A 17323-nucleotide genomic window follows, 5' to 3' on the forward strand; every position below is an offset into this window, starting at 1 on the left:
TACACCCCCAGCATCACCCTCGACGCCGGCCTCGCCGACACCGTCACCTGGTACCGCGACAACCGCACCTGGTGGGAACCCCTCAAGACCACACCCACCGCATGACCCGACTACTCGTCACCGGCGCCGGCGGGATGCTCGGCCGGGACCTGGTCACGGTGCTGCACGCCCGGTCCGACCTCAAGGTGACCGCGGCGGGGCGCGCCGACCTGGACATCACCGATCCCGCCGCCGTCCGCGAGGCGGTCGCCGAGCACGACATCGTGATCAACACGGCGGCGTGGACCAACGTTGACGGCGCCGAAGCCAACGAGGCGGCAGCCACCGCCGTCAACGGCCACGGCGTGGCGAACCTCGCGTCGGCGTGTGCCGCCAGCGGCGCGCGACTGATCCAGGTTTCCACCGACTACGTCTTCTCCGGCGACGCGAACACCCCCTACCCGGAGGACGCCCCCACCGCACCGATCAACGCGTACGGCCGAGGCAAGCTGGTCGGCGAGCGGGCCGTCGCCCGGCTGCTGCCCGACAACGGGTACGTGGTCCGCACCGCCTGGCTGTACGGCGCGCACGGGCCGAACTTCGTGGCCACCATGCTCCGACTCGCCGCCCAGCGGGAACAGATCACCGTGGTCGACGACCAGCACGGCCAGCCCACCTGGTCCTACCCGCTCGCCGAGCGGCTCGTCGCACTCGCCGACGCCGCCCTGGAGGGCCGGGCCGCTCCCGGCGTCTACCACAGCACCTGCGCCGGCCAGACGACCAAGTACGGGCTGGCCCGCGCCACGTTCACGCTGGCCGGACTCGACCCGGACCGGATCCGACCCACCACCAGCGACCGGTATCCTCTTCCTGCTCCTCGTCCGGCGTACAGTGTGCTAGCGCACAGCCGCTGGGCGGCCGCAGGTCTGCCGTCGCTCCCCGACTGGCATGCCACCCTCGTCGACGCGTTCGACTCCCCCGCTCCGCCCGCTCCGTGGAAGGTCGCATGAAGCTCACCCTCGTCACCGGCCTGACCGGCCTGATATTGCTGGCCACGATCGTCGAGCTGCTGCGCCGCCGGCAGCTCCGCGAGAAGTACGGCATGCTCTGGCTCGGCGTCCTGGTGATCGTCATCCCCCTGTCGCTCTTCCCCCGTCTGTTGGACAACGTCGCCGAGCTGCTCGGCGTCGCCTCCGGCGTGAGCCTGGTGCTCTTCCTCGGCATCATCTTCCTGCTGCTGGTGTGCGTGCACCTCAGTTGGGAGGTCAGCGCCCTGGAAGAAGAGACCCGCACGTTGGCAGAAGACTTCGCTCTGCTCCGCACCGAGATCGACGCGGACCGGGCGGCCCGAGACGAACTGGTGCGCACCGATGGTTAACGGCAAGCGGGTCCTGATCATCATCCCGGCGCTCAACGAGTCCGGCTCGATCGCCGACGTGGTCGGCGAGGTCCGCGGTGAGCTGCCCGGCGTCGACGTGATCGTCATCGACGACGGCTCCACCGACCGCACCGCGGCGGTCGCCGCCGCCGCCGGCGCCCTCGTCGCGAAACTGCCCTACAACCTCGGCGTCGGCGGCGCCATGCGGGTGGGTTACCGGTACGCGCGCGACCACGACTACGACGTCGCCATCCAGATCGACGCGGACGGCCAGCACGACCCCCGGTACGTGCCGAAACTCGTCGACCTGCTCGACGAGACCGACCTGGTGATCGGCGCCCGGTTCGCCGGCGAGGGTGACTACAACGTGCGCGGCCCCCGCCGCTGGGCCATGGTCATGCTCTCCGGGGTGCTGTCCCGCGTCGCCCACACCAAGCTCACCGACACCACCTCCGGGTTCCGGGCGGCCAACCGTCGGGTGATCGAGATGTTCGCCGCCTGGTACCCGGTGGAATACCTGGGCGACACGGTGGAGACCCTCGTGCACACCGCCCGACGCGGCTACACCATCCGCCAGGTGCCGGTGGCCATGCGCAAGCGGATGGCGGGCACCCCCAGCCACTCCCCCGCCAAGGCCATGATCTATCTCGGCCGCGCGTTCGCCGTCCTCACGTTGGCGCTCATTCGCCGGTGATCCGCCGGCTCCTGAGTCTGGTCCCACCGGGCACCGTCGCTGTCGGCGCCGGGCTGGCCCTGCTGGGGCTCGCCTCCTACGTCCACCTGGCGGTCGCCGGGCACAGCCTCAGCGGACCGGACTACAACTCCCTGTCCGTACTCTGGTCGATCGTCTTCACCCTCGGCATCGGCCTCTTCATGCCGGTCGAGCAGGAGATCGCCCGACTCGTCGCCGCCCGGCACAGCCAGGGCCTTCCCCCCGGGCCGGTACTGGCCCGGGGGGCGGCCCTGGCCGCCGGCCTGCTCGCCGCCGTCGTCGCCCTGATCATCGCCACCCGGGAGGCACTCGCCGACCGGCTCTTCGCCGGCGACAGCGCGATGGTCACCGTCCTGATCGGCGCGCTGGCCGGGCTCGCCGTCGCGCACACCACCCGCGGCGTCCTCTCCGGCCTGCAACTGTTCCCCTGGTACGGCACCCAACTCGGCATCGACGGCGGCCTGCGCATCGCACTCGTCGCCGTGCTCGGCCTCAACGGCGTCACCAACCCCGTCTGGTACGGCGCGGTGCTGCTCATCGCGCCCGTCGCCGGTGCCATCCTCACCGCGCCACCGATCCTGCGAGCCATCGGCGGTGGCGCCCCGGTGGCCTGGGCGACCCTGCTGCGCGGCCTCGGCCTCCTCACCGCCTCCAGCCTGCTCGCCCAGGTCGTGGTCAACATCGGCGTGATCAACGTCAAGGTGCTCGACCCGTCCGACGTGGCAACCGCCGGCGCCCTGCTCTCCGCGCTGGTGCTGGTCCGAATCCCCCTGTTCGTCTTCGCCTCGCTCCAGGCATCGCTGCTACCCGGCCTCGCCACCTCGGCCAGCACCGGCGACCTCAGCGGCTTCCACAACCTGCTCCGCCGCGCCCTCGGCATCGTCAGCGCCCTCGGCCTCACCGGCGCCATCCTCGCCGTGCTCCTCGGCCCCTGGCTGGTGCAGACCCTCTTCGACGCGCCCGGCGTCCTCGGCCACGCCGACTTCGCCTGGCTCGCCGTCGCGACTCTCGCCTACCTCTGGGCGATGGTCCTCGGCCAGGCACTGCTCGCCCTCAACCGGCACCGGGCACAGGCCCTCGCCTGGGCCATCGGCGTGGCGGCACTCGTCGTCGCGACGCTCGCCCCGGTCTCCACGGCGCTGCGGGTCGAGCTCGGCTACGCCATCGGCTCCGTCGTGGTCGCCGCCGTCATGGCCGTGCTGCTGCGCACCCGCGCCACCACCCCGGCACCCACCCACACCCCGGCCTTCGAGGCCGCCACGCCTGGCGGCGTGCCCGGAGGGGTCTGATCGGGGTCACACCCCGAGCACCCAGGTCACGCTGACCTGCGGTGCCCGAGGCGCCCCGGGTGCTGGACATGCCGCGGCGGGCGGCCAGGACACCCAGCCGCCCGCCGCGTCGACCGCTGCTACTTGCCGTCCGCCGGCTTGTCCTCCAGGTCGGCGGACGCCGCCGACGTCGTCGGCTTGTGCGACTCCGTGGTGGGTTGCGCCGGAGTGTCCGGCCCACCCGCCTCCGCCGGCTGCTCGGCGGACACGTCGCCGTCCAACAACGCGGTCAGCGCCGCACCGGTGATCCGGCGGAACGTACGCCCCACCCGGTGGCGGTCCAACACCGCCACCTCCAACTGGTTGGCGGCGATCGTCCGGGCCGCACCGCCCTCGCCACCAACAGTGCTCAACGCCTGCACCGCGACCCGGGCCGCCTCGCCGAGGGACATGTCCGCGCGGTGCTGCGACTTCAGCACCCCGGTGATCGCCTCGGCCTGGCCACCCATGGCCATCCGGCCCGGCTCGTCGTTGACCGAGCCGTCGTACGTCAGCCGGTACAACTCGTCGTCCTCCGCTGTCGCCCCGACCTCCGCCACGCAGATCTCCACCTCGAACGGCTTCGACTGCTCGGTGAAGATCGCACCCAGCGTCTGCGCGAACGCGTTGGCCAGGGCCCGCCCGGTGACGTCCCGCCGGTCGTAGCTGAGCCCGTTCAGGTCGGCCATCCGCACACCGGCCCGGCGCAGATTCTCGAACTCGTTGTACCGACCGACCGCGGCGAAACCGATCCGGTCGTAGATCTCGCTGACCTTGTGCAGGGCGCTGGAGAGGTTCTCCGCGACGAAGAGCACCCCGCCGGAATAGCTGAGGACCACAGCGCTGCGACCCCGAGCGATGCCCTTGCGGGCCAACTCGGAGCGGTCGCGCATGATCTGTTCGGGCGAGGCGTAGAACTGCATGGCCACGGCGGCGGTTCTCCTTACGGCGCGGTGCTGACGACTGCTGACTGGTGGGGGTGGACGGGGCTCACCCGCCCGGGTTCTCCATCCGACCGGCGACCACGCCCTCGGCGATCGTCGCCGTCTCGGCGTCGGTCAACCGGCGGGTGCCCTCGGCGGTAGCGGTCATCACCACCGGATAGATCCGACGGGTCAGATCCGGGCCGCCGGTCGCGGTGTCGTCGTCCGCCGCGTCGTAGAGCGCCTCGACCGCGAGGCGGGTGGCGTCGTCGACCGACAGACCGCTGCGGAAACGCTTCTTCAGCGCCGACTTCGCGAAGAGCGAGCCGGAACCGATGGCGTCGTAGCCGGTCTCCTCGTACGGACCGCCGGTCACGTCGAAGCTGAAGATCCGACCGGCCCCCGCCGGGTCGGCGGCGGCCAGGTCGAAGCCGGCGAACAGCGGCACCACGGCCAGGCCCTGCATGGCCGCACCGAGGTTGCCGCGGATCATCGACGCCAACCGGTTGGCCTTGCCGTCGAGCGAGAGCATCGCGCCCTCGATCTTCTCGTAGTGCTCCAGCTCCACCTGGAACAGTCGCATCAGCTCGATCCCGATGCCCGCCGTGCCCGCGATCCCCACCAGGGAGTACGCGTCGGCCGGATGCACCTTCTCGATGTCGCGCTGGGCGATCAGGTTGCCCATGGTGGCCCGCCGGTCGCCGGCCATCACCACGCCACCGGCGGCCGAGATGGCCACGATGGTGGTCGCGTGCGGCGCCAGGTCCGCTGCCATGCCCGGCGGCAGCGGCCGCCGACCGGGCAGCATCTCGGGAGCCACCCGACTCAGGAACGTCGTGAAGGAGGACGTCCCCGCGTTGGTGAACACATCTGGTAGACGCCCGGATGGATCAAAGCCCGCTGCCACGTGGTTCCTCTCAGATACGTGATTGCCCTGGCCAGCCTCATGGGACTGTCACGGAACTGGCCAAGACCACCGTTGCAGTTGAAGCAGAGTATCCCGCGCACCCAACCGGTGCGATGATCGTGGTCCAGATGTTGCGGGTCCGCGCCGCCACAGATCGCGCAGACCCCGCCCCGCTCGGCCAGGAGCTCCTGAAACTCCTTCTCCCCGACGCCGTACCGCCGCCGCAGGTGGTATTCGCGTGTGCCACCGTACAGCCGAATCTTGCTCTCCTTGCCCTTCTCGTTGTGGCAAGGCTTGCAGTATCGGCCGTGTCCCCCACGACCGGAGCGGTTCCGGGGAACGTCGTCGAGGGGCTTGGTGGCACCACAGGCCGGGCACCGTCGGTGCACCTCCGGCACCGACGGCAACTGACGCACGTCCCGACCCTCCCGCTCCTTCAGACGCTTGGCGTGGCTGGCCTTCGAGCGGACGTTGAAGCACGGCTTGCAATAGCTCCCGCGACCGTCCGGTCGCTTGCTGTTGGCACAGAACTGCTCAAGGGGCAGCCACTCGCCACAATCTCGACAGCGGCGGTGGCCGTCTCGGTCCTCTGACAGACGAGGCATGTCCGATTTGATCGGTATTTCCTCTATTGCCCGCCTTTCTGTACATAGCCTCTGACAAATTCCTCTGCGTTTTCTTCGAGGACGGAGTCGATCTCGTCGAGGAGGTCGTCGACGTCCTCGGTGATCTCGGCGTGCCGCTCGGCCACCTCGGGGTTGGCCTCGGTGGTGACGTCCTCGATTTCCTCGCCCTGACGGGACTTGCCGGACTGCGACTGGCCGCCGCTGTCATGAGTGGCCACTGCTGCCTCCTCCACGATCGTCTGCGATGAACTTACCTCGCGCGGGCGACGAAAAGCCCGCCGCGCGCCGGCTTACGGCACGCGACGGGCATTAGGACGTACGGTCAGCCGCCGGTCAACGTCTCCAGCAGATCCTTGGCGCTGGCACAGCGGTCGAACAGCGCCCCCACATGGGCCCGCGTGCCGCGCTCCGGCTCCATCATCGGCACCCGGACCAGCGACTCCCGGCCCACGTCGAAGATCACCGAGTCCCAGCTCGCGGCGACGACCTCGGACGCGTACTGGGCCAGGCAGCGGCCCCGGAAGTAGGCCCGGGTGTCCTCCGGCGGCTCGGTCATCGCGGTACGCGTCTCGTCGTCGGTGAGCAGCGTCTTCATCGCCTTCCGGGTGACCAGGCGGTGGTAGAGGCCCTTCTCCGGCCGGACGTCGGAATACTGTAGGTCGACGAGTTGGAGCTTGTGCGAGCCCCAGCCGAGCTTCTCCCGTTCGCGGTAACCCTCGAGCAGCCGCAGCTTGGCCACCCAGTCCAACTCGTCGACGCAGAGCATCGGGTCGCGGCCGAGCCGGTCCAGGACGCTCTCCCAGCGGTCGAGCACGTCGACGGTCTGCTCGTCGGCGTCGGTGCCGTAGCGGTCCTCGACAAAGGACCGGGCCCGCTCCAGGTACGCCCACTGCAGGTCCAGTGCGGTGAGCCGGCGACCGTCGCGCAGTCGCATGAGGTGCGACAGGCCGGGGTCGTGGCTGACCGCGCGCAACTCGCTGACCGGGTCGGCGATGCCGAGGTCGGCGCCGAGCGCCTTTTCCTCGATCATGTTGAGGATCAGCGAGGTGGTGCCGACCTTGAGGTAGGTGGAGATTTCGGAGAGGTTGGCGTCGCCGATGATGACGTGCAGCCGACGGTATTTGTCGGCGTCGGCGTGTGGCTCGTCGCGGGTGTTGATGATCGGCCGCTTGAGTGTGGTCTCCAGTCCCACCTCGACCTCGAAGAAGTCGGCACGCTGGGAGATCTGGAAGCCGCTCTGCCCGCCGTCCTGGCCGATGCCGACCCGGCCCGCGCCGCAGACGATCTGGCGGGTGACGAAGAACGGCGTCAGGTACGTCACGATGTCGGCGAACGGGGTCTGCCGACGCATCAGGTAGTTTTCGTGGGCGCCGTAGCTGGCGCCCTTGTTGTCGGTGTTGTTCTTGTAGAGGTGGATCGGCTGGCTGCCCGGGATGGTGGCGGCGCGGCGGGACGCCTCGGCCATCACCCGTTCGCCGGCCTTGTCCCAGCGCACGATGTCGCGCGGGGTGGTGACCTCCGGGGTGGAGTATTCGGGGTGGGCGTGGTCGACGTAGAGACGTGCACCGTTGGTGAGTATCACGTTGGCCAGGCCGAGGTCCTCGTCGGCCAGTGCCTCGGCGGGGTCGTAGGCGGCCCCGGAGTAGGTGAAACCGCGGGCGTCGCGCAGTGGCGACTCTTCCTCGTAGTCCCAGCGGGCTCGACCGCCCCGGTTGAGCTCGGGGCGTGCCCCGTAGGCGTTGACCACCTGTGACGAGGTGACCATCGGGTTGGCTCCGGCCTGTCCGGGCACGGAGATGCCGTACTCGACCTCGGTGCCCATGATCCGTCTTACGCTCATCGACCTACCCGCTTCGCTCGCCCGACCCGGTCCCCCGTCATGTCGAGCGTAGTCCGACTGTTCGGGGACGGGGGCACGCCGGTGCGGGCGGGTTACGGGTGTCGTCCCGGTGGCGACGCGCTCAGTACTTGATGATCATCGGTACGGTGGTGACGCGGGTCCGTAGTTCGGGGTATCTGGTGAGCAGACTGTCGACGCGTAGCTGCGCGGCCGGGTCGCTGATCAGCAGCCGGATCGGACCGGACGTTTCGCGCATTATCCTGCGGGTGCGCGCGGGTTCCTCGAACACGGGCAGGTAAATGGCCCCTTCGGTCTGCGCGGTGCTGGCTTGCAGCGCGGACAGGCAGATCGATTCGGCGTAGCCGCGGTAGGCGGTGCGGTCCAGCACGACGGTGACGGTGCCCTGCTGGACGGGGTGACGGCGGTACGCGGCAGCGCAGACCCGGGCCACCCTCGACGGCTTGTCGACGTTGTGCTGGACCAAGAGCCAGGTCCAGCTCTGCTTGTCGACCACAAGCAGGCTGTCGCGCCAGCCGGTCAGCCCGCAGAGCGTCACGACGGTGAGCACGGCCAGTGCGGCGGCGAGCACGGGTGGGGCGGCGGCGCGGATCCGGTCGCGACGGTCGGCGCCGGACGGCACGGGCAGCAGCCGGACCAGGGCGGCGGTGCCGACGATGAGCAGACCGGTGGCGAGGTGGGTGCCCTTCATGAAGTAGTAGGCGGGCTGGACGCCGGTGAGGATGTTGGCCACGGCGATGGCGAGGGCGAACCCGACAGCCACCAGCACGGCGGCGAGGTGGCGGCGCCAGGCCCGGTCGGCGCGACGAGCCTGGATCACGAGGACGATCAGCACGATCGGGGTGAGGCCGAGCAGCGCACGCCACGCCTCGGCGAGTTCGGGGCCGGCCTTGGCGTCGAGCGCCTCGGTCTGGCTGCCGCCGAGGACGCCGACCAGCAGGGGCAGCGGGGCGAGCAGTGCGGTGACCAGGCCGACGGTGAGCAGCGTCCGGCGGATCTGGGACAGCTCGCGGCGGTGGGCGATGAGCCAGCCGAGGACGAGCAGCCCGGCCGGTGGGAGGTAGAGGTAGTAGGTGAAGCCGATGCCGACGAGCAGGGCGGCCAACAGCACGAGTTGTTCGCGGTTGCCGGCCAGGGGGCGGACGACCAGGGCGGTCAGCGCGACGGCCAGGGTGAGGCCGAGCACCTCGCTGGGGTAGCCGGCGATCAGCAGGCGGGGCATCTGGCTGCCGAGGACGAGCGCCCCGACGACGATGGTCAGGACGCCGCGGTGCAACGGGTGCAGGGGGCCGGGCAGTCGCTGGGCGGCCCAGAAGAGGGTGAGCGTGAGCAGGCCGAAGGTGGCGAGGCACCACCACCCGTAGTGGGTGAGGCTGCTGACCCCGCTGGGCGTGCCGGTGGCCGAGCGCAGGTGGGTGTCGAGGAGCGCCGTGGTGAGGTGCCATCCCTGCGGATAGCGGGCGAGCAACGAGACGATGTGGTCACGGGAGCCGGCCGGGTCGAGGAAGGCGTACCCGCCGAGCCGGCCGATCGCGTCGACGAGGGCGACGTGGCGGAAGTTGTCCTCGCCGAGGGCGAGCAGGCTGAGACGCCCGGCGAGGGTGCCGGCACGCAGCCAGGGCTGGGCGAGATAGCCGACGGTGGCGGCGGTGGCGATGATCGGCAGCAGGTCGGTCCAGCCTGGACGCGGCAGGGTGGGACGTCGGCCGGTGGCCGCCGCGGCGAGGGTTAGCGCCGTCAGCGCGGCGCCGCTGACCGCGACCGGGTGCAGCCCCCACGGCCAGACCGTGAAGAGCAGACCGGCGGCGGTGGTGGCGCCGACGAGCAGCAGAGCGCCGAGCAGCAGGCGGTCGAGCAGGGTCCGGCCACCGCGCAGCAGGCTGGCCGTGGCCAGCAGCACGAGCGGGGGCAGCAGCCAGGCCAGGTGCAGCGGGTACGCCGCGGCGGGGATCAGCCAGGCTGCCGCGAGTGCGATGAGAAGCGAACGGCGAGTGTGGGCCGGCGGCGGGGTGGCCGGGTCGACAGCGGCGCGTGCCGGCGGGACGGTGACGGTGAGCTCGGACGGCACGCGGATCCTCGACGGGTCGATTGAGGGGGGCGCAACAGCGTATCCGGTGCGGTCGAGCGTGTGTGGGGGGGCCGGCGTGACGGGCGGGCCCGGAACGCGTCGCGTCCCGGGCCCGCCGGTGTCACCGTTCGCTCAGAGGTACTGGCCGGTGTTGCTGGCGGTCTCGATGGACCGCCCGGCCTCGGCGCCCTTGCCGCCGGAGACGAGCGTGCGGATGTAGACGATCCGCTCGCCCTTCTTGCCGGAGATGCGGGCCCAGTCGTCGGGGTTGGTGGTGTTGGGGAGGTCCTCGTTCTCGCGGAACTCGTCGACGCAGGAGTCGAGCAGGTGCTGCAGGCGCAGCCCCTTGCGTCCGGAGGTGAGGAACTCCTTGATGGCCATCTTCTTGGCCCGGTCGACGATGTTCTGGATCATCGCGCCGGAGTTGAAGTCCTTGAAGTAGAGGACTTCCTTGTCACCGTTGGCGTAGGTGACCTCGAGGAAGCGGTTCTCCTCCGTTTCGGAGTACATCCGCAGCACCACGGCGTCGATCATCGCCGCGACGGTGGCCTGGGGGTCGGCCGAGTGTTCGGCCAGGTCGTCCGGGTGCAGGGGCAGCCCGGCGAGGATGTACTTGGAGAAGATGTCCTTGGCCGCTTCGGCGTCCGGTCGCTCGATCTTGATCTTCACGTCGAGCCGACCGGGGCGCAGGATCGCCGGGTCGATCATGTCTTCCCGGTTGGAGGCGCCGATGACGATGACGTTCTCCAGCCCCTCCACGCCGTCGATCTCGCTGAGCAGCTGCGGGACGATGGTGTTCTCCACGTCGGAGGAGACACCGGAGCCACGGGTCCGGAAGATCGAGTCCATCTCGTCGAAGAACACGATCACCGGGGTGCCCTCGCCGGCCTTCTCCCGTGCCCGCTGGAAGATCAGCCGGATGTGCCGCTCGGTCTCGCCGACGTACTTGTTGAGCAGCTCGGGGCCCTTGATGTTGAGGAAGAAGCTGGTGTGCTTCTCCTTGCCCTGCCGTTCGGCGATCTTCTTGGCCAGCGAGTTGGCCACCGCCTTGGCGATGAGCGTCTTGCCACAGCCGGGCGGGCCGTAGAGCAGGATGCCCTTGGGCGGGCGGAGCTGGTGCTCACGGAACAGGTCCGCGTGCAGGAACGGCAACTCCACCGCGTCGCGGATCTGCTCGATCTGCGACTGGAGGCCACCGATGTCGCCGTAGTCGACGTCGGGCACCTCCTCCAGGACCAGCTCCTCGACCTCGCTCTTCGGGATCCGCTCGTACGCGTACGCCGAGCGGGGCTCGATCATGAGCGAGTCGCCGGCACGGATCGCCGAGCCGATGAGGGTCTCGGCGAGGTGCACGATGCGTTCCTCGTCGGAGTGTGAGACCACGAGCGCCCGGTCACCCGGCCCGCCGCCTGGTCCCTCCAGGATCTCCTTGAGCATCACGACCTCACCGACCCGCTCATAGCCGAACGCGTCGACGATGTTGAGCGCGTCGTTGAGCAGGACCTCCTGGCCACGGCGCAGGTCACCCACGTCCAGCGAGGGTGAGACCGCGACCCGTAGTTTGCGACCGCCGGTGAAGACGTCCACCGAGCCGTCGTCGTGCTTGGCCAGGAAGACCCCGTAGCCACTCGGCGGTTGCGCGAGCCGGTCGATCTCTTCCTTGAGCGTCACGATCTGCGTGCGAGCCTCCTTGAGGGTGCTCACCAGCCGGTCGTTGTTCTCGGTCAGCCGCGCCAACTGTGCCTGGGTGGCCGCCAGCCGCTCTTCGAGCTGCCGGACGTGTCGGGGGCTTTCGGTCAACTTACGACGCACCAGAGCGAGTTCCTCCTGCAGGAACGCGACCTGCGTGGAGAGATCGTGGGCTTCCTTCTCCCACCGTGCGGCGCGCGAGTCCGCGTCGTCGCTGCGTGCTGCCACGTCCCACCTCCCCGGGGGGCTTGAACGTTCTGCCCTAACACTAGCCGCTATGAGGCCGATTCGGTCCCACGCAACACCCTCGTCACCGAACCTTGATCGCCAAGGGTGGCCTGACGGGCCGTTACTGGCGTTCGGGTACCGTCGAAGAGTAGGACGGGAGAACATGGGGGGTGCGCCGGTGACCGAGGTCGCGACCGATCAGCTGCGGGTCTGGGTGGACCAGGATCTGTGCACGGGCGATGGGCTCTGCGTGCAGTACGCGCCGGAGGTTTTCGAGTTCGACATCGACGGCCTGGCGTACGTCAAGGGTGCCGACGGTGAGCTGCGGACGACGCCGGGCAGCCGCGTCGACGTGCCCGAGCACCTGCGGCTCGAGGTGATCGACTCCGCGAAGGAGTGCCCGGGCGACTGCATCCACGTGGTGCGCGGCGACGGTGTCGAGGTCGCCGGTCCGGACGCCGAGGACGACTGAGCCACCCACCGGCCGGGCCGCGCGGCCCGGCCGGGCCGGGCCCGGATGGGGTACGCCTCAGAGCATCGGTCGGCCGACCACCGAGGCGACCAGCCGCGCGAACTCCTCCAGCCGGGCGATCTGCCCGGCCCCGCCGTCGTCGAGGGTCTTGCCGAAGCGCAGCGCGTCGTGTCGTGGGGTGCCGACCATCTCCTCGCTCGGCGGCGCCTCGTCCAGTGAGGTGAGCAGCAGGTAGACGTCGATGCTGTCGACCCGGATCTCGCCGTTCTCGGAACGGTTGAGCCGCCGCCGGCAGCCGACCTCGGTGACTGTGGAGACCGGCACGACCCGCAACGACGACGTCATCGAGCCCGGGGGGCCCTCCTCCGGCGGTACGTCCTCGCCGTGCCACAGAATCAGCCGGCTGCCGTCGCAGACGACGACCTCCTGCCACACGCCGTTGACCTCGTTGACGAAGCGTTCCAGGGTGAAGCCGAGCACCGACGCGCCGCGCAGCACGCCGCCGAGAGCCTCCAGTGCGACGTCCGGGTCGCGCAGGTAGGCCCGCGCCGCCGATTCCAGATCCTGGTAGGGCGACCAGTCGGGAAAGACCGCGGGGAGGTCACCGCCGCCGTAGCCCGGTCGGCTCATGCCAGCGCCTCCCCCTGCTCGGCGGTGCCGGCAGCCAGCTCGATGGTCACGGCCTGCCCATCTCCCCCGTACCGTCGGACTGGGTGTCTGCGGCCACGGCGGCGGCCTGTCGGGCCGCCTCCGCCGCGCGCAGGTCCTGGCGGCGCTGCGCGTACGCCTCGGTGCCCTTGCTGGGCTTGCGGCGGCGCGGCGGCGCGGTGACCCCGGGGGCCAGCTTGCGCGCGGACACCAGGAACGCGGTGTGCGCGATCATCCGGTGGTCCGGACGGACGGCGAGGCCCTCGGCGTGCCAGTCGCGCACCAGCGACTCCCAGGCGCGCGGCTCGGTCCAGCCGCCGCGCTCGCGCAGCGCCTCCACCAGCTCGGACAGCTGCGGCGTGGTGGCGACGTAGCCGATGAACACCCCGCCGGGGACCAGCGCCCGCTCGACCATGTCGAGAGTCTCCCAGGGGGTCAGCATGTCCAGGATGATCCGGTCGAACCCGGTCTCCTGACACTCTGCGACGTCACCGACGTGCAGGTGCCACGACGGGTGCGGCCCGTTGAAGAACGCCTCGACGTTGCGCTTGGCGATCTGGGCGAAGTCGTCGCGCAGCTCGAACGAGTGCAACTCGCCCTCGGTGCCGACGGCCCGCAGCAGGGAGCAGCTCAGCGCGCCGGAGCCGGCGCCGGCCTCGAGGACCTTCGCGCCGGGGAAGATGTCACCCATGGCGACGATCTGCGCCGAGTCCTTCGGGTAGATCACCTGGGCGCCGCGCGGCATGGACAACACGTAGTCCGACAGGAGGGGCCGCAGGGCGAGGAACGCGGTGCCGCCACCGACGGTGGTGACCACGCTGCCGTCGGGGAGCCCGATCAGCGTGTCGTGGGCCAGGATGCCGCGGTGGGTGTGGAACTCCTTGCCGGGCTCCAGCGTCACTGTGTGCATCCGCCCCTTGGGGTCGGTCAGCTGGACCCGGTCGCCGGGCCGGAACGGCCCACGGTGCACGGGTGTCAGCGCCGGGGTGGTGGGGTCGGCTCCGACGGTGGAGGGAGTTGCGGTCACGGTGTCATCTTCCGGTTGGGTTCGAGGAGCTGTGCCAGGTCCGCGATGTGCAGAATGCCGACGACATCTTCGCCTGACGTCACCACGTACTGCGCGCCCGGGTGGGCCTGTACGGCCTCCATCACCCGCTCGCCGTCCAGCCCGACCGGCAGCGCGGGAAGTGTGCCCAGCGCGCGGGCGACGGAGTCGACCGCCAACCACGGTCGGCGGTCGACGGGCACCGCGTCGGCGGCGGCCGGGTCGACGAGCGCCACCGGCCGGCCGGTGGAGTCGGTGACCAGCAGGGACGAGGCGGGCTGCCCACCTTCGGCACGTCGGCGCTGGGCCTCGGCCAGGGGCGTACCGGTGGCCACCGGCCAGACCGGGCGGGCCAGCCGGGAGAGGTCGATCAGGGGGAACCGGCGGCTGACCCGGGCGGCCCGGATGGACTGCCCGGCGCCGCGCCAGAGGGTGATGGCGACCAGCAGCATCAGCGGCAGCGCGAGCGGCGCCAGGTAGTCGGTCACGGTGAGCAGCCCGACCAGGGCCGCGGTGCCGACCGCGACGACCCGGCCGGCCCACCCGGCGACCTCGGTGCCGAGGTGCCGGTCGTTGGTCAGCCCCCACACCGCGGCGCGCAGCGCCCGACCGCCGTCGAGGGGCAGCCCGGGCAGGCTGTTGAACAGGGCGACGATGACGTTGCTGACGGCGAGTTGGAAGGCGAGTTGGTGCGCCACCGTCCGTTCGGGCAGGGCGAGGGTGGCGGCGACCGCGAGGACGCCGAGCACCGCGGAGACCGCCGGGCCGGCCAGCGAGACCAGCAGGTCGACGCGGGGCGACGGGGCGTCCCGGTCCATCTCGGTGTAGCCGCCGAGCAGTTCCAGGGTGATTCCGCGCACACCGATGCCGTGGCGCCGGGCGGTGAGGGCGTGACCCAGCTCGTGCAGCAGCACCGAGCCGAGCAGCGACACGACGAACCCGAAGCCGATCAGGTAGCCGCTGATCTGCGGCAGGTCCAGCTGTCGGCGGGCGAACTCGGCGTACAGCACGGCGATGAATACCGCGAGCAGGACCATGGAGCCGTTGAGGTGCAGCGGCACCCCGAACACGCGGCCGACGTTCAGGCCGAGACGCCGGTCGGGTCGGCGCGGCGGCGGGGATGTCTGCTCCATCGCCACGATGCTACGGACCGTCGCCGTGCGGGGCGGGCGGCGGTCGGTGTCACACCGGTGCCCTAACCTTTGCCGACATGACGGCGGAACCGGTCACCACCTCCCAGCCCTCCTCCCCGGCGCAGGCGCCGCCGACGGTGCGGGCCTCGCTGTCGCCGTCGCGGGCGGCGGATTTCAAGACCTGCCCACTGCTCTACCGGTTCCGCAGCATCGACCGGCTGCCCGAGCGCACCACGATCGAGCAGGCCCGGGGCACGCTCGTGCACGCGGTGCTGGAACGCCTCTTCGACCTGCCCGCGCCGGGCCGCACCCCGGCGGCGGCCGGCGACCTGGTGGCCCCCCAGTGGGACCGGCTGGTCACCGAGCAACCGGAGCTGGCCGCGATCTTCGACGGGGCGGGGCCGGCCGGTCCAGTGGAGTTCCTCCGCTCGGCGGCGGGGCTGTTGGAGGGCTACTTCGCGGTGGAGGACCCGACCCGACTGGAGCCGGCCGAACGCGAGAGCCTGATCTCGGCGGTGGTCGACGAGGAGTTGCTGATCCGGGGCTATCTCGACCGGCTCGACGTCGCTCCGGACGGCGCGCTGCGGGTGGTCGACTACAAGACCGGGGGCGCGCCACGGGAGGCGTTCGAGGCGCGGGCGCTGTTCCAGCTGAAGTTCTACGCGCTGGTGTTGTGGCGCACCCGGGGGGTGGTGCCCCGGGTGCTGCGGCTGCTCTACCTGCGCGACGCCGAGGTGTTGGACTACACGCCGGACGCCGACGAGCTGCTCCGTTTCGAGCGCACGGTGGTGGCGTTGTGGCGGGCGATCGAGCAGGCCACCGCCCGGCAGGATTTCCGCCCCCGGCCGAGCCGCCTCTGCGACTGGTGCAGCCACCAGGCGCTGTGCCCGAGTTTCGGCGGCACCCCACCGCCGTTTCCGGTCGCCGCGGCGACCGCCGATCCGCTGCGCGACGCCCGCTCCACTCCGGTGGTGCCCGGCGCCGACGAGTGACCGCCTCGCGGCGGGCCGCCCGTGCCCGCCGCCGTGTGCCCGGCCGGCCGCCGACCACGCCCCCGTCGCGCGGCACCGCCGGCAGACCCGCGCGGCACCGCCGGCAGACCCGCGCGGCACCGCCGGCAGACCCGCGCGGCACCGCCGGCAGACCCGCGCGTGGCAGCGCGGCACCGCTCGCGCACCCGCGCGTGGCAGCGCCCCGCTGCCGGACCCGACCGAAGCGGTGCCGCGTCGGTGGGGACAGCGCGGCGGGGTGCCCTCTACCGTGGTCCGCGACGCACCGTCCGCCGTACGCGAGGATGAGCGGTGCGGGCATGACGTCGGTGGAACGGGAGACGAGATGACGGATCGGGGGGCCACGGCGCGGCCGGTACGGATCCTGCTCGCCGATGACCAACCGCTGCTGCGCACCGGCTTCCGGATGGTGTTGGGGGCCGAGGGTGACCTGGACGTGGTCGCCGAGGCCGGCGACGGCGTGGAGGCGGTGGAGCTGTCCCGGCGACTGCTGCCCGACGTCGTGCTGATGGACATCCGGATGCCCCGCATGGACGGGGTGGCCGCGACCCGGGCGATCGTCGACGCCCGGCTGCCGGTGCGGGTGCTGGTGCTCACCACGTTCGACCTGGACGAGTACGTGGTGGGGGCGCTGCGCGCGGGTGCCAGCGGGTTCCTGGCCAAGGACGTGCCCGCCGAGGAGCTGATCGCGGCGATCCGCACGGTGGCCGGCGGGGACGCGGTGGTCGCGCCGCGGATCCTGCGGCGGCTGCTGGAGCGCTTCGCCGACCTGCTGCCCGATCCGGCGGCGACACCCGCGCCGGTGCTCAGCGCGCTGACCGACCGGGAACGCGAGGTTCTGGTTCAGGTGGCACGGGGGTTGTCCAACGCCGAGATCGCGGCGGTGCTGTCGGTCAGCGAAACCACAGTGAAGACCCACGTCGGGCGCCTGCTGACGAAGCTGCGACTGCGGGACCGGGTGCAGGCCGTGGTGCTGGCGTACGAGTCGGGTCTGATCCGCCCACGGGCGTAGCCGGCGTCCGGCGACTACCCCACCGGGCGTACCCGGGAATCCCTCCGTGGGGGGACGGCCCGGTTGTCGTCGTCACCTACCGTGACCGGAGACGGTTCGGCGCTGTTGACCCTCCTGTGACGTGAGGGGGCAGAGTCGGGCTCGGCGGCCGTGCCGGTCGTGGGAAAAGGGTCGACCGGCCGTCGGCTCAGGGGCAACCCTGAGCCGGCATCGGGGGCCACCCGCAGCGGGAAATCCGCGCCGGGTCCCCCCGTGGGCGGACGGAACGGGCGTGCGCAGCGCCGATGATGGAGCAGTCACGCCGGACCATCGGGGGGCGGCGTGAACA

18 protein-coding genes and 1 pseudogene are annotated in these 17323 nt (G+C 71.1%); 9 read left to right on the forward strand and 10 right to left on the reverse strand.

The window, feature by feature from the left end; all coding sequences use genetic code 11:
• The 5 genes and pseudogenes from AB0A95_RS28420 to AB0A95_RS28440 form a co-directional block, all read left to right on the forward strand.
• Window positions 1–105, forward strand: a pseudogene (locus AB0A95_RS28420) (dTDP-glucose 4,6-dehydratase); the annotation flags it as partial.
• Window positions 102–989 carry a dTDP-4-dehydrorhamnose reductase gene (gene rfbD, locus AB0A95_RS28425; protein WP_357558801.1) on the forward strand — a complete coding sequence of 296 codons (888 nt, stop codon included), beginning with the start codon at window positions 102–104 and terminating at the stop codon, window positions 987–989. The pseudogene AB0A95_RS28420 and the gene rfbD, both read left to right, overlap by 4 nt.
• Complete coding sequence (locus AB0A95_RS28430; RefSeq protein WP_357558802.1) at window positions 986–1357, forward strand: DUF2304 domain-containing protein; 372 nt, start codon at window positions 986–988, stop codon at window positions 1355–1357. Before rfbD ends, AB0A95_RS28430 begins: the two co-directional genes overlap by 4 nt.
• Window positions 1350–2051, forward strand: a complete 702-nt coding sequence (locus AB0A95_RS28435; protein ID WP_357558803.1) for a glycosyltransferase family 2 protein — start codon at window positions 1350–1352, stop codon at window positions 2049–2051. Before AB0A95_RS28430 ends, AB0A95_RS28435 begins: the two co-directional genes overlap by 8 nt.
• Window positions 2048–3358 carry a polysaccharide biosynthesis protein gene (locus AB0A95_RS28440; protein WP_357558805.1) on the forward strand — a complete coding sequence of 437 codons (1311 nt, stop codon included), beginning with the start codon at window positions 2048–2050 and terminating at the stop codon, window positions 3356–3358. Before AB0A95_RS28435 ends, AB0A95_RS28440 begins: the two co-directional genes overlap by 4 nt.
• A 119-nt stretch (window positions 3359–3477) precedes the next feature.
• Here AB0A95_RS28440 and prcA read toward each other — a convergent pair whose 3' ends face one another.
• The 3 genes from prcA to AB0A95_RS28455 form a co-directional block, all read right to left on the reverse strand.
• On the reverse strand, window positions 3478–4305 hold the full coding sequence (prcA, locus tag AB0A95_RS28445; protein ID WP_357558806.1) for a proteasome subunit alpha: 828 nt from the start codon (window positions 4303–4305) through the stop codon (window positions 3478–3480).
• 61 nt (window positions 4306–4366) lie between these two features.
• Window positions 4367–5206 (reverse strand): proteasome subunit beta, encoded by an 840-nt coding sequence (gene prcB, locus AB0A95_RS28450; protein ID WP_357558807.1) that lies wholly within the window; start codon window positions 5204–5206, stop codon window positions 4367–4369.
• Complete coding sequence (locus AB0A95_RS28455) at window positions 5125–5433, reverse strand: endonuclease VII domain-containing protein (protein WP_357558856.1); 309 nt, start codon at window positions 5431–5433, stop codon at window positions 5125–5127. Before AB0A95_RS28455 ends, prcB begins: the two co-directional genes overlap by 82 nt.
• Here AB0A95_RS28455 and AB0A95_RS28460 point away from each other — a divergent pair.
• A complete protein-coding gene (locus tag AB0A95_RS28460; protein WP_357558862.1) occupies window positions 5320–5799 on the forward strand; it encodes a hypothetical protein in 480 nt (159 codons plus the stop codon). The two genes, AB0A95_RS28455 and AB0A95_RS28460, sit on opposite strands and share 114 nt — an antisense overlap.
• A gap of 35 nt (window positions 5800–5834) precedes the next feature.
• On the opposite strand, the gene AB0A95_RS28465 is transcribed toward AB0A95_RS28460, so the two are convergent.
• The 4 genes from AB0A95_RS28465 to arc form a co-directional block, all read right to left on the reverse strand.
• Window positions 5835–6050 (reverse strand): ubiquitin-like protein Pup, encoded by a 216-nt coding sequence (locus AB0A95_RS28465; protein WP_030332902.1) that lies wholly within the window; start codon window positions 6048–6050, stop codon window positions 5835–5837.
• 104 nt (window positions 6051–6154) lie between these two features.
• The gene (gene dop, locus AB0A95_RS28470; RefSeq protein ID WP_357558809.1) at window positions 6155–7672 is read right to left on the reverse strand and encodes a depupylase/deamidase Dop; all 1518 of its coding nucleotides are present in this window, start codon (window positions 7670–7672) and stop codon (window positions 6155–6157) included.
• Between the two features lie 121 nt (window positions 7673–7793).
• Window positions 7794–9758: a hypothetical protein gene (locus tag AB0A95_RS28475; protein WP_357558810.1), complete on the reverse strand. Its 1965-nt coding sequence runs from the start codon at window positions 9756–9758 to the stop codon at window positions 7794–7796.
• Window positions 9759–9890: 132 nt separating this feature from the next.
• Window positions 9891–11675 (reverse strand): proteasome ATPase, encoded by a 1785-nt coding sequence (arc, locus tag AB0A95_RS28480; protein WP_357558811.1) that lies wholly within the window; start codon window positions 11673–11675, stop codon window positions 9891–9893.
• Between the two features lie 178 nt (window positions 11676–11853).
• Here arc and AB0A95_RS28485 point away from each other — a divergent pair, with 178 nt between their 5' ends.
• Complete coding sequence (locus tag AB0A95_RS28485) at window positions 11854–12147, forward strand: ferredoxin (RefSeq protein ID WP_357558812.1); 294 nt, start codon at window positions 11854–11856, stop codon at window positions 12145–12147.
• Window positions 12148–12204: 57 nt separating this feature from the next.
• On the opposite strand, the gene AB0A95_RS28490 is transcribed toward AB0A95_RS28485, so the two are convergent.
• Genes AB0A95_RS28490 through AB0A95_RS28500 form a run of 3 tightly spaced genes read right to left on the reverse strand, consistent with a single transcriptional unit; the run spans window position 12205 to window position 14910 of the window.
• Window positions 12205–12777, reverse strand: a complete 573-nt coding sequence (locus AB0A95_RS28490) for a hypothetical protein (protein ID WP_357074003.1) — start codon at window positions 12775–12777, stop codon at window positions 12205–12207.
• Between the two features lie 46 nt (window positions 12778–12823).
• A complete protein-coding gene (locus tag AB0A95_RS28495) occupies window positions 12824–13774 on the reverse strand; it encodes a tRNA (adenine-N1)-methyltransferase (RefSeq protein ID WP_357558857.1) in 951 nt (316 codons plus the stop codon).
• Window positions 13775–13818: 44 nt separating this feature from the next.
• The gene (locus AB0A95_RS28500) at window positions 13819–14910 is read right to left on the reverse strand and encodes a site-2 protease family protein (RefSeq protein ID WP_357558858.1); all 1092 of its coding nucleotides are present in this window, start codon (window positions 14908–14910) and stop codon (window positions 13819–13821) included.
• A 140-nt stretch (window positions 14911–15050) separates the two neighbouring features.
• On the opposite strand from AB0A95_RS28500, the gene AB0A95_RS28505 reads away from it, so the two are divergent.
• Together AB0A95_RS28505 and AB0A95_RS28510 are read left to right on the forward strand one after the other, a co-directional pair.
• Window positions 15051–15965: a PD-(D/E)XK nuclease family protein gene (locus tag AB0A95_RS28505; protein ID WP_357558813.1), complete on the forward strand. Its 915-nt coding sequence runs from the start codon at window positions 15051–15053 to the stop codon at window positions 15963–15965.
• A gap of 343 nt (window positions 15966–16308) precedes the next feature.
• A complete protein-coding gene (locus tag AB0A95_RS28510) occupies window positions 16309–16995 on the forward strand; it encodes a response regulator transcription factor (protein ID WP_357558815.1) in 687 nt (228 codons plus the stop codon).
• The last annotated feature ends 328 nt before the right edge of the window (window positions 16996–17323 follow it).

It is taken from the genome of Micromonospora sp. NPDC049230 (assembly GCF_040647875.1).
Taxonomy (GTDB): Bacteria; Actinomycetota; Actinomycetes; order Mycobacteriales; family Micromonosporaceae; genus Micromonospora.